17 protein-coding genes are annotated in these 23,945 nt (G+C 71.2%); 12 read left to right on the forward strand and 5 right to left on the reverse strand.

The annotated features are described in order from the left end of the window. Positions 1 to 39 precede the first annotated feature (39 nt). Positions 40 to 1,101, reverse strand: coding sequence for an adenosine deaminase (locus ACIHIX_RS42700; protein WP_399965979.1), 1,062 nt, complete (start codon positions 1,099 to 1,101; stop codon positions 40 to 42). Positions 1,102 to 1,259: 158 nt separating this feature from the next. Between ACIHIX_RS42700 and ACIHIX_RS42705 the strand changes: the two genes are divergently transcribed. Next, a complete protein-coding gene (locus ACIHIX_RS42705; RefSeq protein WP_399965980.1) occupies positions 1,260 to 2,291 on the forward strand; it encodes a DUF4190 domain-containing protein in 1,032 nt (343 codons plus the stop codon). Between the two features lie 34 nt (positions 2,292 to 2,325). Here ACIHIX_RS42705 and ACIHIX_RS42710 read toward each other — a convergent pair whose 3' ends face one another. Next, positions 2,326 to 2,895, reverse strand: coding sequence for an NADAR family protein (locus ACIHIX_RS42710; protein WP_399965981.1), 570 nt, complete (start codon positions 2,893 to 2,895; stop codon positions 2,326 to 2,328). 208 nt (positions 2,896 to 3,103) lie between these two features. Between ACIHIX_RS42710 and ACIHIX_RS42715 the strand changes: the two genes are divergently transcribed. The 7 genes from ACIHIX_RS42715 to ACIHIX_RS42745 all read left to right on the forward strand — a co-directional run bounded on the left by ACIHIX_RS42715 (position 3,104) and on the right by ACIHIX_RS42745 (position 10,901). Next, entirely contained in the window at positions 3,104 to 4,648 is a 1,545-nt protein-coding gene (locus ACIHIX_RS42715) for a gamma-aminobutyraldehyde dehydrogenase (protein WP_399965982.1), read from the forward strand. Positions 4,649 to 4,705: 57 nt separating this feature from the next. Further along, a complete protein-coding gene (locus tag ACIHIX_RS42720; RefSeq protein WP_399965983.1) occupies positions 4,706 to 5,953 on the forward strand; it encodes a spermidine/putrescine ABC transporter substrate-binding protein in 1,248 nt (415 codons plus the stop codon). Next, the gene (locus ACIHIX_RS42725; protein ID WP_399965985.1) at positions 5,950 to 7,113 is read left to right on the forward strand and encodes an ABC transporter ATP-binding protein; all 1,164 of its coding nucleotides are present in this window, start codon (positions 5,950 to 5,952) and stop codon (positions 7,111 to 7,113) included. Before ACIHIX_RS42720 ends, ACIHIX_RS42725 begins: the two co-directional genes overlap by 4 nt. Beyond that, the gene (locus ACIHIX_RS42730) at positions 7,113 to 8,042 is read left to right on the forward strand and encodes an ABC transporter permease (protein WP_399965987.1); all 930 of its coding nucleotides are present in this window, start codon (positions 7,113 to 7,115) and stop codon (positions 8,040 to 8,042) included. The genes ACIHIX_RS42725 and ACIHIX_RS42730 overlap by 1 nt, the downstream gene beginning before the upstream one ends. Continuing rightward, on the forward strand, positions 8,043 to 8,843 hold the full coding sequence (locus ACIHIX_RS42735; RefSeq protein ID WP_399965988.1) for an ABC transporter permease: 801 nt from the start codon (positions 8,043 to 8,045) through the stop codon (positions 8,841 to 8,843). Between the two features lie 37 nt (positions 8,844 to 8,880). After that, positions 8,881 to 10,308: an NAD(P)/FAD-dependent oxidoreductase gene (locus ACIHIX_RS42740; RefSeq protein WP_399965989.1), complete on the forward strand. Its 1,428-nt coding sequence runs from the start codon at positions 8,881 to 8,883 to the stop codon at positions 10,306 to 10,308. Between the two features lie 140 nt (positions 10,309 to 10,448). Further along, the gene (locus tag ACIHIX_RS42745; RefSeq protein ID WP_399965990.1) at positions 10,449 to 10,901 is read left to right on the forward strand and encodes a hypothetical protein; all 453 of its coding nucleotides are present in this window, start codon (positions 10,449 to 10,451) and stop codon (positions 10,899 to 10,901) included. 312 nt (positions 10,902 to 11,213) lie between these two features. On the opposite strand, the gene ACIHIX_RS42750 is transcribed toward ACIHIX_RS42745, so the two are convergent. Both ACIHIX_RS42750 and gabT read right to left on the reverse strand, forming a co-directional pair. Next, entirely contained in the window at positions 11,214 to 12,053 is an 840-nt protein-coding gene (locus ACIHIX_RS42750; protein ID WP_399965991.1) for a phosphatase PAP2 family protein, read from the reverse strand. A gap of 190 nt (positions 12,054 to 12,243) precedes the next feature. Beyond that, a complete protein-coding gene (gene gabT / locus ACIHIX_RS42755) occupies positions 12,244 to 13,578 on the reverse strand; it encodes a 4-aminobutyrate--2-oxoglutarate transaminase (protein ID WP_399965992.1) in 1,335 nt (444 codons plus the stop codon). 262 nt (positions 13,579 to 13,840) lie between these two features. Here gabT and ACIHIX_RS42760 point away from each other — a divergent pair, with 262 nt between their 5' ends. From ACIHIX_RS42760 to ACIHIX_RS42775, 4 genes are all read left to right on the forward strand, one after another. Continuing rightward, positions 13,841 to 16,270 carry an ATP/GTP-binding protein gene (locus tag ACIHIX_RS42760; protein WP_399965993.1) on the forward strand — a complete coding sequence of 810 codons (2,430 nt, stop codon included), beginning with the start codon at positions 13,841 to 13,843 and terminating at the stop codon, positions 16,268 to 16,270. A gap of 97 nt (positions 16,271 to 16,367) precedes the next feature. Continuing rightward, positions 16,368 to 17,960: a PucR family transcriptional regulator gene (locus tag ACIHIX_RS42765; RefSeq protein ID WP_399965994.1), complete on the forward strand. Its 1,593-nt coding sequence runs from the start codon at positions 16,368 to 16,370 to the stop codon at positions 17,958 to 17,960. A 155-nt stretch (positions 17,961 to 18,115) separates the two neighbouring features. Continuing rightward, positions 18,116 to 19,027, forward strand: coding sequence for a hypothetical protein (locus ACIHIX_RS42770; protein WP_399965995.1), 912 nt, complete (start codon positions 18,116 to 18,118; stop codon positions 19,025 to 19,027). 180 nt (positions 19,028 to 19,207) lie between these two features. Further along, complete coding sequence (locus tag ACIHIX_RS42775) at positions 19,208 to 20,653, forward strand: aldehyde dehydrogenase family protein (protein WP_399965996.1); 1,446 nt, start codon at positions 19,208 to 19,210, stop codon at positions 20,651 to 20,653. A gap of 120 nt (positions 20,654 to 20,773) precedes the next feature. On the opposite strand, the gene ACIHIX_RS42780 is transcribed toward ACIHIX_RS42775, so the two are convergent. Beyond that, positions 20,774 to 23,614, reverse strand: coding sequence for a glycoside hydrolase family 3 C-terminal domain-containing protein (locus tag ACIHIX_RS42780; protein WP_399965997.1), 2,841 nt, complete (start codon positions 23,612 to 23,614; stop codon positions 20,774 to 20,776). Positions 23,615 to 23,945 lie beyond the last annotated feature (331 nt).

The following is a 23,945-nucleotide window of genomic DNA, read 5'->3' on the forward strand; positions in this document are numbered from 1 at the left end:
GTGGGATGCCGTGCCGTCGGCTCAGGGCGCTCAGGGCGCTCAGGGCGCGAGCCATGCCTCCGTGTACGTGTCGATCTCCTCCTTGATGCGGGCCTTGCCCGGCGCGTCGAGGAAGGAGGCGTCGACCGCGTTCTTGGCGAGCTCGGCCAGACCCCGCTCGTCGAGGTCGAGGAGGCGGGCGGCGACGGCGTACTCGTTGTTGAGGTCGGTGCCGAACATGGGCGGGTCGTCGGAGTTGATGGTGACGACGATCCCGGCCTTCACGAACTCCTTGATCGGGTGCTCGTCGAGGGTGCGCACCGCGCGGGTGGCGATGTTGGAGGTCGGGCACACCTCCAACGGGATCCGCTCCGCCGCGAGATGGGCGAGGAGCTTCGGGTCCAGGAAGGAGTTCGTGCCGTGCCCGATGCGCTCGGCACGCAGGTGGGTGAGGGCGTCCCACACCGTCTCCGGACCGGTCGTCTCACCGGCGTGCGGGACGGAGTGCAGGCCGGCCGCGATCGCCCGGTCGAAATACGGCTTGAACTGCGGGCGTGGTACGCCGATCTCGGGGCCGCCGAGTCCGAAGGAGACCAGGCCCTCCGGGCGCAGCCGGTCGTCGGTGGCCAGCCGCGCGGTCTCCTCGGCGGAGACGAGGCCCGCCTCGCCGGGGATGTCGAAGCACCAGCGCAGCACGGTCCCGAACTCGGCCTCGGCCGCCTTGCGGGCGTCCTCGATCGCCTCCATGAACGCCTTCTCGTCGATACCGCGACGGGTCGAGGAGAACGGCGTGATGGTCAGCTCGGCGTAGCGCACCTGCTGCCGGGCCAGATCACGCGCCACCTCGTACGTCAGCAGACGTACGTCCTCCGGTGTGCGGATCAGGTCGACGACGGACAGGTACACCTCGATGAAGTGGGCGAAGTCCGTGAAGGTGAAGTAGTCGGCCAGGGCCTCCAGATCGCTGGGGACCCTGGAGTCGGTGTGCCGGGCGGCCAGTTCCGAGACGATCCGGGGAGAGGCGGAGCCCACGTGGTGGACGTGCAGTTCGGCCTTGGGCAGCGACGCGATGAAGGCGTGCAGGTCGCGCGGGATGCTGGGGTCGACAAGGCGGTCGGTCAAGGTTCCTCCCCGGAACGGCGCCCTCGGCCGGCGTGCGGCGTGCGGTGGGCGCGGGTGATCGGCTGATCGGTGACTCGGGGATCATCGTAGGCCGCCCCCGCGGCGGGGTGACGGCGGCCGTAGCATGACGGGACATCCGAACCGAGGGGATCGCACGCATGTCCGACGAGGCGCAGACACCGGACCCGATCCGGGACCGGTCGACTCCGCCACCGGCACCCAAGGTGGGGCTCGGGAAGCCGGACGGGGCGGGGGAGACCGTCGCCGGGGCGTCCGTCGCGGGGACGCCGGTCGAGCGGGACCCGTGGGCGCCGCCGGCCGGTGACGCGGGAGCGATGCCCACGGTGTCCGCGGAGGAGGTGCCGCTGTCGGGGGAGGGTTCGGCTTCGCCGGGTGGCGCGGGTGGCGCGGGTGGCGCGGGTGGCATGGGTGGGCCGGGCGGCACGAGTGTCCCGAGTGGTCCGGGGGGTCCTGGGGGCACCGTCGTATCCAACGACCCTCTCTCCTGGCCGCCTCCTTCCGTGCACGACCAGCGGACGGTCACGTCGATGCCGGGGGCGGACGGGACAACCCCGGGTGGCGCCGCCACGCCGACGCCCGACAGCGGAACACCCGCGCCGCAGCCGTGGGCCAACCCTTTCGCCGCGCCGGGCGGTCCGGCGACCGGCCCCACGCCTGACCCCGCCAACCCCTTCGCCCCGCCGCACGCCGGGCCGACGCCCAACCCCTTCGCTGCACCCACCGGCCCGACCGGCCCCGCCCCCTACGCCCCGGACGCCGCGTCCGTCCCCCCGCCGCCCATCGCCCCCGACGGCCCCGGACAGCTGCCCTACGGCTATCCGGGCGGCGGCTACGGCTACCCCGGTCAGCCGCAGGGTCATCCGGCGCAAGCCCAGGGCTACCCCGGCCAGCCCCAGGGGTACTACGGCTGGCCCGGCATGCAGCCCCTGCCCGCCAACGGCATGGGCACCGCCGGGCTTGTGCTCGGCATCCTGTCGGCGATCGTCTTCTGTCTCTGGCCGCTGGCCATCATCCTGGGCATCCTGGGCGTGATCTTCGGCTCGATCGGCCGCGGCAAGGCGAGCAAGGGCACGGCCACGAACCCCGGTCAGGCTCTGGCCGGGATCATCTGCGGAGCCGTGGGGATCGTGCTGGGCGTCGGAATGCTCGTCCTGCTGGCAGTCACCTAGGCCCCCGGCCCCTCCGGTACACGCCGGACAGGCGCTAGCCGCCCACCGCCTCAGCTCGCAGCCGCCCCCGCGCCTCCATCAGCGCGAACCCCAGCAGGTTCGGCCCCCGCCACCGCTTCGGGTCCAGCGCGCCCTCGTCCGTCGCCGCGAGGCCGATGCCCCACACCCGGTCCACTGGGCTGGCCTCCACCAGGACCCGCTCGCCGGTGTTCAACAGGAACTCCCGCAGCCGTGCGTCCGAGGCGAACTTGTGCGCGCTGCCCTCGACGACGATCCCGAAGCGCTCACGCTCCCAGATCGCGTCGTCGAAGCCCCGCACCAGCCGCCCCTCCTTCTTCGCCACGGACGGATGCCCGGCGGCCAGGATCCGCCGTTCCGCCTCCACGTCACCGAAGAGACGGGCCTTGCCGGCCATCATCCAGTGCTCGGCGGTCGCGTAGGTCACTCCGTCCACCACGAACGGTGACGGCCACCACTGGCTCAGACAGCTCGCGCCGATCCGCCCGTCGGGCAGGGCCCGGTGTCCCCAGAAGTGCAGGTACCTGACCCTCGCCCCCGCGTCCAACGCCCTGACCAGCGCGTCCCGAGAATCGATCTTCGTCATGCATGCGAGTCTGGCAGGCGCCACTGACACTCCGTCCTTCCTTTTCCCTTCTCGCTCGACACCTGGTCGACAGATTCCGTCGCGTAACCAAAAGGCAACAACGGAATCACTTGTTGGGCGACACTTGCTCTGTCAGGATCGGCACTCAAATCGAGCTGGAGCTACGCCCACCGCCTGTGAACACGGGCCGGCGGCGGAGGAGAGCGACATGCACAACCCGGCCAGTGTCACCCCCCACCCCTCGGAGCGGTTCCCCGCGCAGGAGCGCCTCGCGGACGGCGCGCAGTTCATCGCGGGCCGACTGGTCAAGGGGACCTCGGGTCGTACACACGCCGTCGTCGACCCGTCGACCGGCGAGGAGGTGTACACCTACGAGCTGGCCGGCCCGGCGGACGTGGACGCGGCGGTCGCCGCCGCCCGTGCGGCGTTCCCCGGCTGGGCCGCCACGACACCCGGCGAGCGCTCGGACGCACTGCATCGATTCGCCGCAGTCCTCGCCGAGCGGGCCGAGGAATTCGCCCGCGCGGAGTCGCTCCAGTGCGGCAAGCCGCTGAAGCTGACGCGTGAGTTCGACGTCCCCGGAACCATCGACAACACCGCCTTCTTCGCGGGCGCCGCCCGGCATCTCCAGGGGCAGTCCGCCGGGGAGTACTCCGGTGACCACACGTCGTACGTGCGCCGGGAGCCGATCGGTGTCGTGGGGTCCATCGCACCCTGGAACTACCCCCTGCAAATGGCCGCCTGGAAGATCCTTCCGGCCGTCGCCGCCGGCAACACCGTCGTGCTCAAGCCCGCCGAGCTCACGCCCCTCACCTCGCTGCTCTTCGCGCAGGCCGCCACGGACGCCGGTATCCCCGACGGGGTCATCAACATCGTCACGGGGACGGGGAAGGAGGCCGGTGAACATCTGGTCGGCCATCCCGACGTCGCCATGACCTCCTTCACCGGCTCCACCGCCGTCGGCAAGCGCGTCGCCGAGGTCGCCACCGCCACCGTCAAGCGGATCCATCTGGAGCTGGGCGGCAAGGCTCCCTTCCTCGTCTTCGACGACGCCGACCTCGACGCCGCCGTCAACGGTGCCGTCGCGGGCGCGCTCATCAACACCGGCCAGGACTGCACGGCCGCCACGCGCGCGTATGTGCAACGGCCGCTCTACGAGGCCTTCGTCGAGAAGACGGCCGCCCTCATGGAGACCGTGCGGCTGGGCGACCCCTTCGCCGCCGGCACCGACCTCGGCCCGCTCATCTCACATGTGCAGCGGGACCGGGTCGCCGCCTTCGTGGACCGTGCGCGTGCCTACGCGCGCGTGGTCACCGGCGGCGAGGCACCGGAAGGGGAGCTCGCCAAGGGCGCCTACTACCGGCCCACCCTCGTGGCCGACGCCGCCCAGGACAGCGAGATCGTCCAGTCCGAGCTGTTCGGGCCGGTCCTCGTCGTCCTCCCCTTCGACAGCGACGACGAGGGGATCGCGCTCGCCAACGACACCCCGTACGGCCTCGCCGCCTCCGCCTGGAGCCGGGACGTCTACCGGGCCAACCGGGCGACACGCGAGATCAAGGCCGGGTGTGTGTGGGTCAACGACCACATCCCGATCATCAGCGAGATGCCCCACGGCGGATACAAGGCGTCCGGCTTCGGCAAGGACATGTCCTCGTACTCGTTCGAGGAGTACACCCAGATCAAGCACGTCATGTTCGACAATACGGCGGTGGCCAGGAAGGACTGGCACCGCACGATCTTCGGGGACCGGTAGCAGTAGCAGGCAGGCCGTCCGACCGCGGCCGAATCCTCCCGAAAGGGCACCACGCGCATGGAGCAGTACGAGCCCGACCGCCTGAGCCCGGCCCAAGTGGCCGCCATGCGGCGCAGCTTCCAGAGTGGCCGGGCCGCCATGACCCGGCGGTCCCTGCTGCGCGCCTCCGCGGGCGGCGCGCTCGCGGTCGGCGGCCTCGGGGCGCTGACCGGCTGCGGCATCCCCGCGGCCGGCAACACCCAGGGCGGCGTCTCCGCAGAGGACCACTCGGCCAAGGAGAAGGTCGTCAACTTCTCCAACTGGACCGAGTACATCGACGTGGACGAGAGCGAGAAACACCACCCCACGCTCGACCAGTTCAAGCAGCGGACCGGTATCTCGGTGAAGTACACCGAGGACATCAACGACAACGTCGAGTTCTTCGGCAAGATCAAGCCGCAGCTGGCGGCGGGCCAGGACACCGGGCGCGACATCATCGTCCTCACCGACTGGCTCGCGGCCCGGCTGATCCGCCTCGGCTGGGTGCAGAAGCTCGACTCGTCGAACCTCCCGCACGCCTACGCCAACCTGTCGGCCCAGTTCCGCGACCCCGACTGGGACCCGGGACGCGCCTACAGCTACGTATGGCAGGGCATCTCGACCGTCATCGCCTACAACAAGAAGGCGCTGGACGGCGTGGAGGTGAGATCGGTCTCCGACCTGCTCGACAACCCCAAGCTCAAGGGGCGGGTCGGCTTCCTCTCCGAGATGCGCGACAGCGTCGGCATGACCCTGCTCGACATGGGCAAGGACCCCGCGAAGTTCACCGCCGACGACTACGACGCGGCGATCGCCCGGATGCAGAAGGCCGTCGACAAGGGCCAGATCCGCCGCTTCACCGGCAACGACTACACCTCGGACCTGACCAGCGGCGACTTCGCGGCCTGTATCGCCTGGGCCGGTGACGTCGTACAGCTGAAGGCCGACAGCCCGGACATCGACTTCATCATCCCGGACAGCGGATACATGACGTCGACCGACAACTTCCTGATCCCCAACAAGGCCCGGCACAAGACGAACGCCGAGCGGCTCATCGACTTCTACTACGAGCCGAAGCCGGCCGCCGAACTCGCCGCGTACATCAACTACGTGACGCCGGTCGACGGGGTGAAGGCCGAGCTGGAGAAGCTCGACCCGGATGCGGCGAACAACCCGCTGATCATCCCGGACAAGGCCATGGCCGCGAAGTCCCACGCCTTCCGCTCACTGAGCTCGAAGGAAGAGACCGAGTTCGAAGAGAAGTTCGCGAAGCTGACTGGGGCGTGACCACCGTGACGAACAAGAACGAAACCGGCGGGGACGTCCGCCTCTCGGGCATCAGCAAGACGTACGACAACGGCTTCACGGCCGTACAGCCGCTGGACCTGACCGTGCCGCAGGGCTCCTTCTTCGCCCTGCTCGGCGCCTCCGGCTGCGGCAAGACCACCACCCTGCGGATGATCGCGGGCCTGGAGGAGCCGACGACCGGCACCGTGTTCCTCGGTGACCAGGAGGTCACCCACCTGCCGCCCTACAAGCGGCCGGTGAACACCGTCTTCCAGTCGTACGCCCTCTTCCCGCACCTCGACATCTTCGAGAACGTGGCCTTCGGTCTGCGCCGGCGTGGCATCAAGTCGGTGAAGAAGCAGGTCGAGGACATGCTGGAGCTCGTGCAGCTCGGCGAGCAGGCCCGTAAGAAGCCGCACCAGCTCTCCGGCGGCCAGCAGCAGCGTGTCGCCGTCGCCCGCGCCCTCATCAACCACCCCAAGGTGCTCCTCCTCGACGAGCCCCTCGGCGCCCTCGACCTCAAGCTGCGCCGCCAGATGCAGCTGGAGCTCAAGCGCATCCAGACCGAGGTCGGCATCACCTTCGTACACGTCACGCACGACCAGGAGGAGGCCATGACCATGGCCGACACGGTCGCCGTGATGAACGCGGGGCGGGTGGAGCAGCTCGGCTCGCCCAACGATCTCTACGAGAACCCCAGCACCACCTTCGTCGCCAACTTCCTCGGCACCTCCAACCTCATCGAGGCCGAGGTCGACTCCAAGAGCGGCGACGACATCGTCCTCAAGGCGGGCGGCGGCAAGCTCGTCCTGCCCGAGGCGCGATGTTCCGCGCCCACCACGACCGGCGGCAAGGTGCTGGTCGGCGTCCGCCCGGAGAAGATCTCCCTCACCCACGCCGACGACGCGGGCGAGATCCCCGAGGGCCGCAACCGCATCACCGGCAAGATCGCCCACAGCAGTTTCATCGGTGTCTCCACGCAGTACGTCATCGACAGCGCGGTCTGCCCCGAGTTCGAGGTCTACGCCCAGAACATCGAGCGGGACTCCCGGCTCGTGCCCGGCGCCGACGTCGTCCTGCACTGGAGCCCGGCCCACACCTTCGGCCTCGACGCCGCCCAGGACATCGACGCGGGCATCCAGGAAGAGGCTGCGGTCTGATGGCGACCCTCACCGAGGCACCCCCGCCTCTCTCCCCGACCGCACCGGAGCAGAAGCCGCCCCGCAGGCGCGGCCGGCTCGTGCCGTACTGGCTGCTGCTGCCCGGCATGCTCTGGCTGGTCGTCTTCTTCGCGCTGCCGATGGTCTACCAGGCCTCCACGTCCGTGCAGACGGGCTCCCTGGAGGAGGGCTACAAGGTCACCTGGCACTTCGCCACCTACTGGGACGCCCTGTCCGAGTACTGGCCGCAGTACCTGCGCTCGATCCTGTACGCGGGCTCGGCGACCATCCTCTGTCTGATCCTCGGCTACCCGCTCGCGTACCTCATCGCCTTCCGGGCGGGCCGCTGGCGGAACCTGATCATGATCCTGGTGATCGCGCCGTTCTTCACCAGCTTCCTGATCCGCACCCTCGCCTGGAAGACGATCCTCGCGGACAGCGGCCCGGTCGTCGGGGCGCTCAACACCCTGCACGTCCTCGACGTCACCAGCTGGCTCGGCTGGACCACCGGCGACCGGGTGCTGGCCACGCCGCTGGCGGTCGTCTGCGGTCTGACGTACAACTTCCTGCCGTTCATGATCCTGCCGCTGTACACCTCGCTGGAACGCATCGACACCCGTCTCCACGAGGCCGCTGGCGACCTGTACGCCAAGCCGGTCACGACCTTCCGCAGGGTGACCTTCCCGCTGTCGATGCCGGGCGTCGTCTCCGGCACGCTGCTGACGTTCATCCCGGCGGCCGGTGACTACGTCAACGCGGACCTGCTCGGCTCGACCGACACCCGCATGGTCGGCAACGTCATCCAGTCCCAGTTCCTGCGCATTCTGGACTACCCGACGGCGGCGGCACTCTCCTTCATCCTGATGGCCGCCATCCTCGTCATGGTCACGGTCTACATCCGCCGGTCCGGAACGGAGGATCTGGTTTAAATGGCCTTCGTCAACTGGCTCAAGCGTAATTTCGTCGTCATCGCGGGACTGCTGACGCTCGGATATCTCCTGCTGCCGAACGTCGTCGTCACGGTGTTCTCCTTCAACAAACCGAAGGGGCGCTTCAACTACGAATGGCAGCAGTTCTCCACGGACGCCTGGAAGGACCCGTGCGGCGTCGCCGACATGTGCGGCTCGCTGTCGATCAGCCTCCAGATCGCGGCCCTCGCGACGATCGGCGCCACCGTCCTCGGCACGATGATCGCCTTCGCGCTGGTCCGCTACCGGTTCCGCGCCCGCGGCGCCGTGAACTCGCTGATCTTCCTGCCGATGGCGATGCCCGAGGTCGTCATGGCCGCCTCGCTGCTCACCCTGTTCCTCAACATGGGTGCCCAGCTGGGCTTCTGGACGATCCTCATCGCCCACATCATGTTCTGCCTCAGCTTCGTCGTGACGGCGGTGAAGGCACGCGTGATGTCGATGGACCCGAGGCTGGAACAGGCGGCCCAGGACCTCTACGCCGGTCCGTTCCAGACCTTCGTCCGGGTCACTCTCCCCATCGCCGCCCCGGGAATCGCGGCGGGCGCGCTGCTCGCCTTCGCGCTCTCCTTCGACGATTTCATCATCACCAATTTCAACGCGGGCTCGACCGTCACCTTCCCCATGTTCGTCTGGGGCTCGGCACAGCGCGGCACACCCGTTCAGATCAATGTGATCGGTACGGCCATGTTCCTGGTCGCCGTCCTGCTCGTCCTGACCTCTATGGTCGTCAGCAATCGCCGTAACAAGCAAAAGGCATAAGCCTTCACTGCGTAGCGCCCTGTAGGGAGTTGAAATCATGGCCCCAAGCGCCATGAGCCGTGGCAGTCATTCGATCAAGGCACTTTCTGAAGCCCAGCCGGTCCCGTACTGGCTGGACGACCCCGGCAAGCCCCACCCCGAGCCCGCGCTCACCGGCCCCGAGACCTGCGACCTCCTGGTCGTCGGCGGCGGCTACAGCGGACTGTGGACCGCGCTCCTCGCCAAGGAGCGCGACCCGCGGCGGGACGTGGTCCTGCTGGAAGGCCGCGAGGTGGGCTGGGCCGCCTCGGGCCGCAACGGCGGCTTCTGCGCCGCCTCCCTCACCCACGGTCTGGGCAACGGGCTGACCCGCTGGCCGGACGAGATCCACAAGCTGGAGGAGCTGGGCGCCCGCAACCTCGACGAGATCGAGAAGGCGGTCGCCCGCTACTCCCTGGACTGCGACTTCGAGCGCACCGGTGAGATCGACGTCGCCACCGAGACGTACCAGGCGTGGGAACTGCGCGACTGGTACGAGGAGATGGAACGCGAGGGTCTCGCCGAGGGCGTGGAGTTCCTGGACGCGGAGGCGGTGCGGGAACAGGTCGACTCGCCGACGTTCCAGGCGGGGCTGTACGACCGCCGAGGCGTCGCCATGCTCAACCCGGCGAAGCTCGCCTGGGGTCTGAAGCGGGCCTGCGTCGCCCTCGGCGTCCGTGTCTACGAGCACACCCCGGCCCTGACGCTGAAGCCGTACGGCGCCGGCATGGCCGTACGCACCCCCTACGGCTCGGTCCGCGCCCGCAAGGTCGCGCTCGGCACCAACATCTTCCCCAGCCTGGTCAAGCGGGTCCGGTCGTACACCGTCCCGGTCTACGACTACGCGCTGATGACCGAGCCGCTGAGCGACGACCAGCTCAAGGAGATCGGCTGGCAGAACCGGCAGGGCCTCGGAGACTCGGCCAACCAGTTCCACTACTTCCGGCTCTCCGCCGACAACCGGATCCTGTGGGGCGGTTACGACGCCGTCCACCACTACGGCGGTCGCGTCCGCGCCGAGTACGACGACCGGCCGGAGACCTACGCCAAGCTCGCCGACCACTTCTTCACCTGCTTCCCGCAGCTGGAGGGCGTCCGCTTCACGCACGCGTGGGGCGGCGCGATCGACACCTGCTCGCGGTTCTCGGCGTTCTTCGGCACCGCCCACCACGGCAACGTCGCCTACGCGGCGGGCTATACGGGCCTCGGTGTCGGCGCGACCAGGTTCGGCGCGGACGTGATGCTGGACCTGCTGGACGGCGAGGTCACCGAGCGGACCTCCCTGGAGATGGTCCGCAAGAAGCCGCTGCCCTTCCCGCCCGAGCCGTTCGCCTGGACCGGCATCGCGCTGACCAAGTGGTCGCTGGCGCGCGCGGACTCGCACGGGGGGCGGCGCAATCTGTGGCTGAGGACCATGGACCGGCTGGGCCTGGGCTTCGACAGCTGACGCCCGTTCTCACGGGGCGCATTCGGCGTGTGATCCAGTTCACTCCAACAAGGTGCCGAAACCCGCGTAATGCCTGACCGGGACCTCCCTCTCCCTCGTGGACGCGCTCCGCGTCCACGGAGGAAAAGGGAGGTCCCCTCATGACTGGGGCGAAGACGGCGGTCGAGTGGCTGGCATCCGTGGCTCCGGATCCCGAGGCCTGCCGCTGGGAATGGGAGCGCAACCCCCTCGGGGTCGCGCTGCTGCCCGCCGGCAAGGCCTGGGACGTGCTCATCCTGCCGGGCGAGCTCGGCTACCCCACGCTCGACGTCCTCACCCGCATCATCGACCAGCCCGGTCCGGTGCTGGTCGACTTCGGTGACGCGCGGATGGGATTCCTCGTGCCGCCCGGCACGGCCGCGCGCTGGGTCGGCACGGGCATCCGCACGGCCGGTGCGGGCACCTGGATCGTCGTGCCGTATCCCGGGCGCTCCACCGGCGGGGTCCGCTGGCTGGTCCCGCCGGACGGCTCGGGCACCCTGACCGATCCGGCGCTCCTCGAACTGGCGATGCACGAGGCGGCGGCCGGTCTGGCCACAGACGGCGAAGGCTGATCCCGCCAGAAGGGCGCACTGTCACGCGGGCTGTCACATTCCCCCTTCCCGACAGCACACCGTGACACCGTGACGCCTCTTCACGCGTCCTTCGTCCGACATCTCGTCGGCCGCCCGTGCGGCCGACGCGGACAACTGCTCGAAGAGGCTGCCCCGGGCTGCCCGGGGACGACTGCTTTGATACGGCCGGAATCCTGACGACGCGTCCCGATGTCATCGGCATCAGGATCGATTACCCGGCCGACGCGGCGGAGGGCGTCGCGGTGTGGGTCGGTGAGCGCGCCTACCAGGTCCTCAGGGAACGCGGGCTGGTCAGGGCCGTTCCGCGGAAGGGCTGGGTGGTGGCTGCCGGTCGGGACTCCGCCGGCTGAGGAAGAGCCACAGCGCCCCGAGCAGCACCGCGCACAGGAACCAGCTGGCGACGACGTCCAGCGGCCAGTGGTAGCCGCGGCGGACCAGCCCGAAGGAGACGCCGAGCACGGCGAGGGCGCAGAGCGCGACGAGGGTGCGGCGGGCCCACACGGTCCGCAGCCACGGCAGGAGCAGCAGCGTGGCGGAGCCGTAGGCGACCGCGGCCGTGGCGGTGTGGCCCGAGGGGTAGTAACCGGGGCCGGGCGGCATGACGTGGGTGCCGTGGCGGCCGGTGAGCTCCTTGAGCGGGATGATCAGCGCCGGGACCAGGGCCATCAGAACGGCCGCGGCGAGGGGTGCCGCCCACCAGCGGTGCGTGCCGGTACGCCGGGCGCGCAGAGCCACGTACGCCAGGGCGACGGCGAGGACCGGCACCGCGACCTGGATGTTGCCCAGGTCGGCGAGGAGTTCGCCGGCGCGGTCCGGGTGGAGGAGGGCGCGGCTGACGCGCTCGTCCAGGCGGAGCAGGGGGCCGTCGGCCACGACCTGCCAGGTGATCAGGCCGAAGAGGAGGGCCGGAAGTCCGAGAAGGAGGGAGAGTCCAAGAAAGGAGGTCGGCCGCCCCGGAACAGGGGGGGTGGTTCCGGGGCGGCCGTCCGGACCGGATCGTCGCGCGCCCCGGGGGGTTTGGGGCGCGTGACCGTCCGATCGGTGAGGAGATCCGGAGCCGGAGGCTCCGGTTGTGTGCGCGAGGGCACGACCAGGTCGAAGCTGGGGAGGCCCCGGCCTGATGTCGCCCACAGTCCCCTGTGGGCGGGGTGTATCTCTCATCTGGGTAGAACCTACGGCAGCGAGTGGGGGTACGACAGCCGGAATCGGGTCCTGCCATGCACCCCGCACACCTTCTTCACACCCTCTGCCGTCGGCCGCCCCAGACCCGGAATCCGCTGTGCGTTCACGCCCGGGGCGGCTGTGAAAGGTGGGGGTTCGCTCAGATACGGGCGAAGGCCTGCTCGATGATGTCGAGGCCCTCGTTGAGGAGGTCCTCGCCGATCACGAGCGGGGGCAGGAAGCGCAGCACGTTGCCGTAGGTGCCACAGGTGAGGACGAGCAGACCCTCCTGGTGGCAGGCCTTGGCGAGGGCGGCGGTGGCCTCCGCGTTCGGCTCCTTGGTGGCGCGGTCCTTCACCAGCTCGATGGCGATCATGGCGCCACGGCCGCGGACGTCGCCGATGATGTCGAACTTCTCGGCCATGGCCCCGAGGCGGGCCTTCATGATCGCCTCGATGTTCTTCGCCCTGGCGTTGAGGTCGAGCTCCTTCATCGTCTCGATGGAGCCGAGCGCACCGGCGCAGGCGACGGGGTTGCCACCGTACGTACCGCCCAGGCCACCGGCGTGCGCGGCGTCCATGATCTCGGCGCGGCCGGTGACGGCGGCGAGCGGCAGACCGCCCGCGATGCCCTTGGCGGTGGTGATCAGGTCCGGGACGATGCCCTCGTCCTCGCACGCGAACCACTGACCGGTACGGCAGAACCCGCTCTGGATCTCGTCGGCGACGAAGACGATGCCGTTGTCGGCGGCGAACTGGCGGACGGCCGGCAGGAAGCCCTTCGCGGGCTCGATGAAGCCGCCCTCGCCGAGCACCGGCTCGATGATGATCGCGGCGACGTTGTCCGGGCCGACCTGCTTGGTGATCTGGTCGATGGCCTGCGCGGCGGCCTCGGGACCGGCGTTCTCGGCACCGGTCGGCCAGCGGTAGCCGTAGGCGACGGGCACGCGGTAGACCTCGGGCGCGAACGGCCCGAAGCCGTGCTTGTACGGCATGTTCTTCGCCGTCAGCGCCATGGTGAGGTTCGTACGCCCGTGGTACCCGTGGTCGAACACGACGACGGCCTGCCGCTTGGTGTACGCACGCGCGATCTTGACGGCGTTCTCGACGGCCTCGGCGCCGGAGTTGAACAGAGCGCTCTTCTTCGCGTGGTCACCGGGGGTGAGCTCGGCGAGAGCCTCGGCGACCTCCACGTACCCCTCGTACGGCGTCACCATGAAACAGGTGTGGGTGAAGTCGGCGAGCTGGGCGCTCGCGCGGCGTACGACGGCCTCGGCGGAGGCGCCGACGCTGGTCACCGCGATGCCGGAACCGAAGTCGATGAGCCGGTTGCCGTCGACGTCCTCGATGATGCCGCCGCCCGCCCGCGCGGTGAACACGGGCAGCACCGAGCCCACGCCCTGCGCGACCGCTTCCAGGCGGCGGGCCTGCAGCTCCTGCGACTTCGGGCCGGGGATGGCGGTGACGATCCGGCGCTCCTGCGGAAGTGCGCTCATGAGGGGCTCCTGGGGGTGTTGCGGATGCTTTCTTGTCTTTTCTCGCAGGCTAGGGCGGGGAGCGGGGGGTGGGCATGCTCCATGTGGGCGGTTTCCGGGGCACCGGTTGTCCGTGGTGGACATAGCGGAGACCCGGGCGGGCCTCGCACCGCCGGGCGCCCGGGAAAGGCCGCAGCGGCCGCGTAAGCGGTGAACTCCCCTTGCGGGGGCGTTAGATTGGCCGCTGATGGTGGACGGAACGGCTGGTCAGGGAGCAGGGGCGATGGACAGCGACGGGACGCAGGACGCTCGGGGTACGCATGCGAACCCGGTGCCGCGTCCGGCGGGACCACCGGACGCGCCGCGGGTGCCGCCGCAGCCGGGGCAGAGCCCGGGCACGCTGGTGGCCAACTGGCTGAACGAGAAGCGGCCTGCGGCGGAGCCCGGTATCTGGCGGTTCGGGTACCAGCGGCCGAAGGCGGCGCGGAAGGCCGAACGGCTCTCCCCGGTGACCGTCGCGGGCATGCTGATCCCCCTCGTCGTCGGGCTCGTGGTCTGGTCGTTCTGGCGGCGGGGCGAGGTGCCGTACGAGTTCACGGTGCTCCGGCTGTTCACCCCGGACGACTGGTGGTGGGGCGGCACGCTGGCGTCCCCCAAGCAGCTGGCGGGGGAGGCGGTGCCGTATCCGGGCGTGGAGGCGCTGGAGGTCTACAGCGGTGTCTCCTTCGCCGTTCTCGTGTACGTGGTGATCCGGCTCGGCGGCTGGGCGGTCGTCGCCCGGCACTTCGTCGGCCGCAAGGCACAGCCCGCGCGGGCCCTCATCGCCGCCCTCGGCGCGCTCGTCGCGCTCAGCTTCGTCTTCCCGGACTCCTTCCCCGCCGTCGGCTGGGACCCCGTGCCCGTCGTCACCCCGCTGTTCTCCCTGCTCGTCCTGATCACTGACGGGTACGGGGTGTACGAGTCGCCGTCCAAACAACTGCTCGACACCGTCGTCGTCCTCCTCGTCCTGTGGCCCTTCGCCCGGCTCGGCGCCTGGCTGCCGCTGGCCCGGACCTGGCTCGCCGACCGGCGCCGCGCCGCGCACGGCCAGGACCCGGCCGGGGTGACCGAACAGCCCCGCGCCCGCTGGCCCGAGCTGCGCGAGGCCGGCCAGCACCAGGCCGCCGAGCTGCTGGCCGCGGAGCTGCTCGCGGGGCGGATGAACGACGTGGACTGCGCCCGCATCGAACGCGGCTGGACCCGGGCCCGACGACTGGGCAGGCTCGCCGACTTCACGGACACGGTCCTCCGGCAGGGCGCCGCCGCCTTCACCCACCCCTCGGGCGCCCGCGACCTCACCCACCGCACCGCCCGCCACGACCTGCTCACCGGGCAGGTCCGCATCGGCCGCTGGACCGAGGCCGAGCGCACCCCCCTGGCGTACGGCGGGATCGGCGCCGCCCTCGGCCCGGAGACCCTGCGCACCTCGCTGCTGGTCGTCGGCCCGTCCGGCGCCGGCAAGACCCGGCATGTGATCGCCCCGGTCACCGAGGCCCTGACCCTCCAGGCCCTCACCGGGAGCTGCGCCGTCGTCGTGGTGGGCGGCGCCGGCACCCCGCTCGGGCCCGACACCGCCTACGACGTGGTCGTCCGCGTCGGCGACCCCGCCTCCGTGCACGACCTCGACCCCTACGCCGAGGTCGACGACCCCGACGAGGCGGCCGGGTTCCTCGCCGAGGCGCTGGCCGGCGACCTCGACGGCACGGGCGCCGAGCGCGCCGCACGGCCCCTCGCCCAGCTGCTGGGCCCCTACCGGGCCGCGTACGGCCGCTTCCCGAGCCTGCCCGTCCTGCGCGAGCTGCTGGAGGGCGACCCGGCCACTCTCGCCGAGCTGCGCGACCGGCTGGCCGGCGACCGGCACGCGGCGATGCGCCGTGAGCTGGACGCCCGAGTCCGCCAGGCCGGCGCGCCCGGCGACCCGGGCCCGGCACTCGCCGACCGGCTCGCCCTGCTCGATCGACCGGCGTTCGACGGCTTCTTCGGCTCGGGCGGCGACACGGTCCCCTCCGACGGCTCCGGTGGTGACACCCTCCGTCCGTTCTCCCTGCGTGCCGTCGCCCATCACCCGCTGCGGGTCCGCATCGACCTGCCCCGGCACGGCCACGAGGAGGCGGCGCGGCTGATCGCCCGGCTGGTGCTGGCCCAGTTCGCTCGGGTCGCCGAGGAAGGCGAAGGCACCCGCGAGCACTTCGTGAGCCTCGTCCTCGACGACGCCACCGGCACCGTCACCCCCGGGTCGCTGCGCCGGATCCAGCGGCTGCGCTCGCGGAACGCCGGAGTGGTGCTGGCACTGCGCTCGGTCTCCGACGTCCCCGAGTCGCTGCACGGGCCGCTGTACGGGGCCGTGGGCTGCCGGATGGCCCTGTCCGGGGTGACCACCTGGGACGGCGGCCGCTTCGCGGAGGCCTGGGGCACGGAGTGGGTGGAGACCAAGGACGTCGCCCAGCACACCGTCTTCGCCGACCAGCCGATGACCCGGGTCATGCACGCCCTGCGCAAGCTGGTCACCGGCAAGGCCGTCACCACGGAGGCCGTGACCGTGCGCCAGGTCGAGCGGGAGCGCTGGTCCGCGTCCGAGCTGGCGCACGCGGTGCCGCCCGGGCACGCGGTGCTGTCGCTGACCGACGTCAAGGGGGAGCACACTCCGCCGCTGCTGGTGGACCTCAGGGGCTGAAGGGGACCGTACAGTGAGGCAGAATCGGCACAGGCTGTTCATACATGGCGGCCAAATGATCACGCCGGCCGCACCTCACTACTGACCTGAAGGCCTCATGCCGCCCACCCTCTCCTCGCTCGTCCACCACTCCGCGCTCAAGCTGACCGTGCGCGCGGGCGAGGACCGCCTCGACGTCCCCGTGCGCTGGGCACACGTCAGCGAGCTCGCCGACCCCGTGCCGTACATGGAGGGCGGGGAGCTGCTCCTGATCACCGCGCTGAAACTGGACGCGGCGGACCCGGAGGTGATGCGGCGCTATGTGAAGCGGCTGGTCGGCGCGGGCGTCGTCGGGCTCGGCTTCGCCGTCGGGGTCAACTACGAGGACATCCCCGAGGCGCTCGTGGCCGCCGCGGAGGCCGAGGGGCTGCCCCTGCTGGAGGTGCCCCGGCGTACCCCCTTCCTCGCCATCAGCAAGGCCGTGTCCGCCGCCATCGCCGCCGACCAGTACCGGGCGGTGACGGCGGGGTTCGCGGCCCAGCGCGAGCTGACCCGGCAGGCGCTCGCGGAGGGCCCGGAGGGGCTGCTGTCCGCGCTCGCCGGCCAGGTCGACGGCTGGGCGGCGCTGTACGACGCGTCGGGTGCCGTCGTCGCCACCGCGCCGGAGTGGGCCGGCCGGCGGGCCGCGCGGCTGACCGCGGACGTGGAGCGGCTGCGCGAGCGGGCCGCGCCGGCGTCTTCGGTGGTCGGCGGTCCGGACGGCGAGGACCGGGTCGAGCTGCACTCCCTCGGGACGGGCCGACGGCCTCGGGCCGCGCTCGCGGTGGGGACCGCCGCGGCGCTCGGCACGGCGGAGCGCTACGCCGTGCACTCCGCGATCGCGCTGCTGACGCTCACGACCGAGCGGTCCCGGTCGCTGTACGCGGCCGAGCAGCGGATCGGGGCGGCGGTGCTGCGGATGCTGCTGGCGGGGGAGCCCGACCACGCGCGGGCCGTGGCCGGTGATCTGTACGGCGCCCTGCTGGACGCTCCGTTCCGGGTGATCGTGGCCGAAGCGGAGTCGACGGTACGGGGGGCCGTGGACGGCGCCGCCGACGGTGATCCGCTGGGGGCGCTCGCCGAGGCCGTGGAGTCGGCGGCGGCCCGGGCCGGGGAGGCCGTGCTGGTCGTGCCCGAGGGGGAGCGGCTGGTGGTGCTGGCCGCGGACGGCGGCGCGGCGGTCGGCGCGTGCGGGGAGTACACGGCCGTACTGGAGGCCGCTCGGGCGGGGGAGCAGGGCGAGGCCGCGGAACCCGTCGTCGGGGTGTCCGCGCCGGCCGGTCCGATCGCCGCGGGCGTCGCCTACAAGCAGGCCGAGCAGGCGCTGTCCGTCGCCCGGCGCCGGGGGCGGCTGTGGGTGGAGCACGAGCAGCTGGCGGCGGGGTCGGTGGTGCCGCTCCTCGCCGACGACGCGGTGAAGGCCTTCGCCGACGGGTTGCTGCGGCCCCTGTACGAACACGACGCGACCGGCCGGGGAGACCTGGTCGCCTCCCTGCGGGCCTGGCTCTCCCGGCACGGCCAGTGGGACGCCGCCGCCGCGGACCTGGGCGTGCACCGGCACACCCTGCGGTACCGGATGCGGCGGGTGGAGGAGATCCTCGGACGGTCCCTGGACGATCCGGACGTACGGATGGAGCTGTGGCTGGCGCTGAAGGCCACGGCGTCGGAGTAGGCCCGTCACAGGGGTTGGCCGAAACCACAACTGTCGTCTCCTGAAACACAGTTGTCATGAATCCCGCCGATTGACAGACTCGCTGCGCCGGTGCGGAGAAAGCGCTCCCACCGGCGACAGGGGCACTGGCACTTCATCCGCAGGGGGGAACATTCATGAGCATCAGCGCGCCCGCACGCGTCCTGGCCCGCGCCGCGGCCGTCCTCGCACTGACCCTGAGCATGGCCGCCGGCACCACCGGTCTGCTGTCCGGCACCGAGGCACACGCTCTGCCCGTCACCGAGGGCTCGCTCGCCTTCAGCGGCGACGAGGGTGACTGGATCAGCGGCGGCCAGTCCTACGCCTACTCGACCGCGTCCCAGGATCAGCTGAGCATCTCCGCCGACACCGCGGGCAACGGGGTCCACCTCTCCGTCGACGGGGCGAACGGCGACTGGTGGTCCCTGGACCTCACGGCGCCTTCCGGCCGCACCCTCGCGCCGGGGACGTACACCGGAGCCACCCGCTACCCGTTCAACGAGCCGACCGAGCCGGGGCTCGACCTCAGCGGCAACGGGCGCGGCTGCAACACGCTCACCGGCGAGTTCACCATCACCGACGTGGAGCTCGGCCCGCAGGGCTATGTCGAGAAGCTCGACGCCAGCTTCGTGCAGCACTGCGAGGGAGGCAGTACCGCGGCCCGCGGTGAGGTCCACATCGCCAACCCGGCCCCGCCCGCGCAGCTCGACCTCGGCCTCGCCGTGGCCCTGGACGGCGCCGCGAGCAGCCTGAACGGCAAGGCCACCGTGCACGGGACGGTGAGCTGCAACAAGCCGGTGCGGGTGGATGTGGCGGGCGACATCACGCAGGTGAAGAGCCAGAAGCTCATCCGCGGCTCCTTCAGCACGTCCGTGTCCTGCACTCCGGGCGCCCCGGTGGCCTGGACCGCGACGGCCGTACCCACCGGAGACGTCCCCTTCCAGCGCGGTGACGTCGAGGTCGAGACCCGGGCGACGGCGACGGACCCGGACTACGCCCAGCCGGTGACCGTCAGCGAGACGGTCGCCGTCCGCCTCAAGCGAGCCTGATCCCGCCCCCTTCCCGAGCCCGGCCCGGAACGTCCCGGGCCGGGCTCTCCAGGGCACTCCACCAAACCGGCACACCCCCACCCCCCACCACTCCACCTCGGATAAACACCCCCTCGCCTCCCCACCCCTACCGTGGACCCCGAAAGCCATCGCACACCCCCAACGCGGAAGGGCCGGGACATGACTTCCACCCACGCCTTCTGGCTCGCCGGCCGCCAGGTCACCGGCGAGGACAGCTTCGACGTCACCTCGCCCTGGGACGGCCGGGTCGTCGGCAAGGTGAGCGTGCCGAGCGACGCGCAGACCGAGGAGGCCGTCGCCGCCGCCCACGCCGTACGGGACGAGTTCGCCGCCACCCCGGCCCACGTCCGCGCCGCCGCCCTCGACCACGTCAGCCGGCGTCTCGTCGAGCGCACCGAGGAGATCGCGCAGCTCATCTCCGCCGAGAACGGCAAGCCGATCAAGTGGGCCCGCGGCGAGGTCGGCCGGGCCGTCTCCGTGTTCCGGTTCGCCGCCGAGGAGGCCCGGCGCTTCAACAGCGGCGAGGCCCAGCGCCTCGACACCGACCTCGGCGGCCAGGGCCGGCTCGCGCTCACCCGGCGCTTCCCGAAGGGCGTCGTCCTCGGTATCGCGCCCTTCAACTTCCCGCTGAACCTGTGCGCCCACAAGATCGCTCCGGCGATCGCGGCAGGGGTGCCGATCATCCTCAAGCCGGCGCCCGCCACCCCGCTCTCCGGCCTGGTCATCGGCGACCTGCTCGCCGAGACCGAGCTGCCCGCCGGGTCCTGGAGCATCCTCCCGGTGCCGAACGACCGGATGCCCGCCCTCGTCCAGGACGAGCGCCTGCCGGTCATCTCCTTCACCGGTTCCGAGAAGGTCGGCTACGCGATCATGGACTCGGTGCCGCGCAAGCACTGCACCCTGGAACTGGGCGGCAACGGCGCGGCCGTCGTCCTCGGTGACTACGCGAGCGACGCGGACCTCGACTGGGCCGCGACCCGTATCGCCACGTTCTCCAACTACCAGGGCGGTCAGTCCTGCATCTCCGTGCAGCGGGTCATCGCGGACGCGTCGGTCTACGACCGCCTCCTGCCGCGGATCGTCGCCGCCGTCGAGGCCCAGGTCACCGGTGACCCGAGCGACGCCAAGACGGACGTCGGCCCACTGGTCAGCGAGGACGCGGCCAAGCGCGTCGAGGCGTGGGTGAAGGAGGCCGTGGAGGCCGGTGCCACCCTCCTCACCGGCGGCGACCGTGACGGCGCCTCCTACGCGCCGACCGTCCTCACCGACGTACCGGCGAGCACGACCCTCTCCTGCGAGGAGGTCTTCGGACCCGTCCTCACCGTGCAGAAGGTCGATGGCGAGGACGCGGCCTTCGCAGCCGTCAACGACTCGAAGTACGGCCTCCAGGCGGGCGTGTTCACCCACGACCTCCAGGCCGCCTTCCGCGCCCACCGCGCCCTTGAGGTCGGCGGCGTGGTCGTCGGAGACGTGCCCTCCTACCGCGCCGACCAGATGCCGTACGGCGGCGCCAAGCAGTCCGGTGTGGGCCGCGAGGGCGTGAAGTTCGCGATGGACGACTACACCTACGAGCGGGTGCTGGTCCTGACGGGGCTCGCTCTCTGAGGCGCCCCATCGAGACCCTCTAGCTAATGGGAACCATTTTCAGATAGGCTCCCGAAAAGGGGCCCGGCACCGATGCCTTCCGGTGCCGGGCCCCTTCTCCGTGCCGTCTCCTCCGGACACTCAACCGGAGAAGCCGACGTGCGCGAGCCGCAGCGGGCCGCGCAGTCTCAGGTGGACGTCGTGCACGCCGGAGGCCGTCAGCCCCGCCGTGAGGGTGACATAGTCGTACGGCCCTGACGTGGGCGTTCGGGGTGAGAGCGCGACTGTCGCGGGCCCGCCGTCCAGCGACACCTCGACCGTGCCCTCGCCCGCCACGGTCACCGTCACCCCCGTGACGCCCGGCCCGAAGTCGCAGGCACGGTAGAGCAGTTCGGCCGTCCGGTCCGGGGCCGGCGTCACCGCGTCGCCCGTGGTCCTCGTGCGGTCGACGATCTCGGCGCCGCTCTGCTCGTCGAAGTCCGCCCCGTCCAGGCCGCGTTCGGTCACCGCGCGCGGGGTGCCCGGCTCACCGTCCAGGACGACGGTCGCGCGCAACCGGATGTCCTCGCTGGAGGCGCCCACCAGCAGGTCGTACGGGCCGGGTTCGAGGCGGAGGCGGCCCTGCGCCACGTCCCAGAACTCCAGCTCCGACAGCGGGACCTCGAAGTCCACGCCCGTCTTCCCGCCCGGCGTCAGGGTGACCCGGCGGTGCGCGACCAGCTGGCGGCGCGGGCGCGGCACCGACGGGTCGACGGCCCGCGTGTAGAGCTGGGCCACCTCGTCGGCCGTCACGTCGCCGGTGTTGGTGACCGTGCAGGAGACGTGCAACATCCCTTCCTCGACCCGGGAGTTCAGATCCGCGTACGCGAACGACGCGTACGACAGGCCGTGACCGAACGGGAACAGGGGCGTGCCCTCGTAGTAGAGGTACGTCTGCCGGCCGCCGATCACGTCGTAGTCCAGCAGGTCGGGCAGATCGGCGTCGTCCGCGTACCAGGTCTGCGGGAGGCGGCCCGCGGGGGAGACGTCCCCGGCCAGGACCCGGGCCAGGGCGGTGCCCGCGGCCTGGCCGCCGTGGGCCGTCCAGAGCACGGCGCGCAGCGGACCGGGCTCGACCGCGTACGGGTAGGCGGAGACCAGGACCAGCACCGTGTTCGGGTTCGCGGTGCGGGCGGCGCGCAGCAGCCGCTCCTGGTGGGCGGGGAGCGCGAGGGTCGTACGGTCCTCGGTCTCGCGGCCGTTCAGATGCGGGTCGTTGCCCGCGACCACCAGGACGACGTCCGCCTCTGCGGCGACCCGGGCCACCGCGTCCCCGCCGTGCTCGGCGATGATCAGTTCGAAGATCTCCGGGGCCTCGGGGATTTCCGGATTCTCGTCGGCAACCTTTACTCCGCCGGCGGCGACAGAGATGTGGCGACCCGTACCGACGTGCCTGAGGAGGTGTCCGTTCTCGTGGGGTTCGAGCCGGAACGTCTCCTGGACGACCCAGCCCCCGGGCTGGTCGGCGGCGGCGCGGACATAGCCGTCCGCGGCGACCGACAGATAGCGGCCGTCGGGGGCGCGCAGGGTCAGCAGACCCTCGCCCCAGTCGACGAGGGCGAGTTCGGTGCCGGTCGGGTCCGTGGTCAGCGGCGGCAGATCGGTGCGGCCCGCGAGCAGCGCCGGGTCCAGGGCGCCCTCGGCACCGCGCACCTCGTCGTCGGCGTCCGCGGCCGGCACCTGAAGGAAGGCGCCGGTGGAGGTCCGCAGGCGGACGCGGTCCACGCCCTCCGCGAACTCCACGCGCTCGGCGCCGAACCGCTCGTACAGGCCCTCCAGCGGGGTGGAGCGGTGGATCAGGGTGCCGCTGTACCAGTCGAGCTTGCACTCGTCGGCGAGCAGGCCGACCACGGCGAGCCGGGTGTCGGGCGCGAGCGGCAGCACCCCGTCATTGCGCAGCAGGACGACGGCCTGCTCCGCCGCCTCCTGGGCGAGGGCTCGGTGCTCGGGGGTGTCGTACGCGCCCGGCTCGTCGTAGCCGTCGAACTCGCCGAGCCGGAACCGCACCGAGAGCTGGCGGCGGACCGCCGTGTCGAGGTCGGCCTCGGTCAACAGGCCCTGCTCGTAGGCCTTCCTGAGCCGGCCGACGATCAGCGAGCTGTCCGTGCCGTGGTCGGTGAAGCTGTCGACGCCGGCGAGCAGGGAGGCGGCCGTGGCCTCCTCGTGGGTGTCGAAGTAGTGCTCGAAGTCGACCAGGTTGGAGGGCGCGCCCGCGTCCGAGCAGACCAGCAGCTCCTCGTCCGTCCAGGCCCGCAGCTGCTCGCGCAGATACGGACTGACGTGGTTGGGGCGGCCGTTGACCAGGTTGTACGCGGGCATCACGCCGGCCACCGCGCCCGCCTCGACGGTCTCGCGGAAGGCTCGCAGGTCGTACTCGTGCAGCACGCGCGGGCGCACCGAGCTGGACGAAGTGGCCCGGTCCGTCTCGTTGTTGTGGGCCAGCCAGTGCTTGAGGACGGGGGCCGTACGCCAGTAGGCCGGGTGGTCGCCGCGCAGGCCGTGCGTGTACGCCGTGGCGATGGCGGAGGTCAGCTTCGGATCCTCCGAGTAGCCCTCCTCGTTGCGGCCCCACAGCGGGTGGCGCAGGAGGTTGACGGTCGGCGACCAGACGTTGAGGCCCACGCGGTCGTCGCGCGCCCGCATCGCGCGGACCTCCTTCGACACCGCGTCGCCGACCCGTCGCACGAGCTCCGTGTTCCAGGTCGCGGCGAGACCGACCGCCTGCGGGAACACCGTCGCCGGGCCCATCCAGGCCACGCCGTGCAGCGCCTCCTGGCCGGTGCGGAACGCGGCGACGCCGAGGCGCTCCACGGCCGGCGTGAACTGGTGCAGGAACGCGGTCTTCTCGTCGAGGGAGAGCCGCGACAGCAGATCGTCGATGCGCTTCGCGAAGGGCAGCTGTGGATCGCGGAAGGGCGGCGTGGGCGGCGGCTGTGCGGTCACGTGGGGTTCCCCTTGGAGTGGAGCGGCGAAGCTCTTTCGAAGCGCTTCGATGCTGATTCGACACCGGGGTGGGTGTCAAGGGAGCAGCACCATCACTTCAAGCGGTGCATAAGAAAAGGTTGCCTCCCAGGCCGCCGAGGAATATTGGGAGCGACCCTTGTGCACCCACATGGCTTCACTTAACCTCACAGCAACATCGAAGCGCTTCGACTACTTCGACCACGCGTCGACCGTAGAAGTCGACGGACCGACCGTAGAAGTCGAGGGAACGCTTCGGCTCAGCCAGTTCCACTGAAGACACCGCAGCCGACGGCCCACCGCCGGGTGTCCT

It is taken from the genome of Streptomyces sp. NPDC051913, assembly GCF_044593635.1.
Taxonomy (GTDB): Bacteria; Actinomycetota; Actinomycetes; order Streptomycetales; family Streptomycetaceae; genus Streptomyces.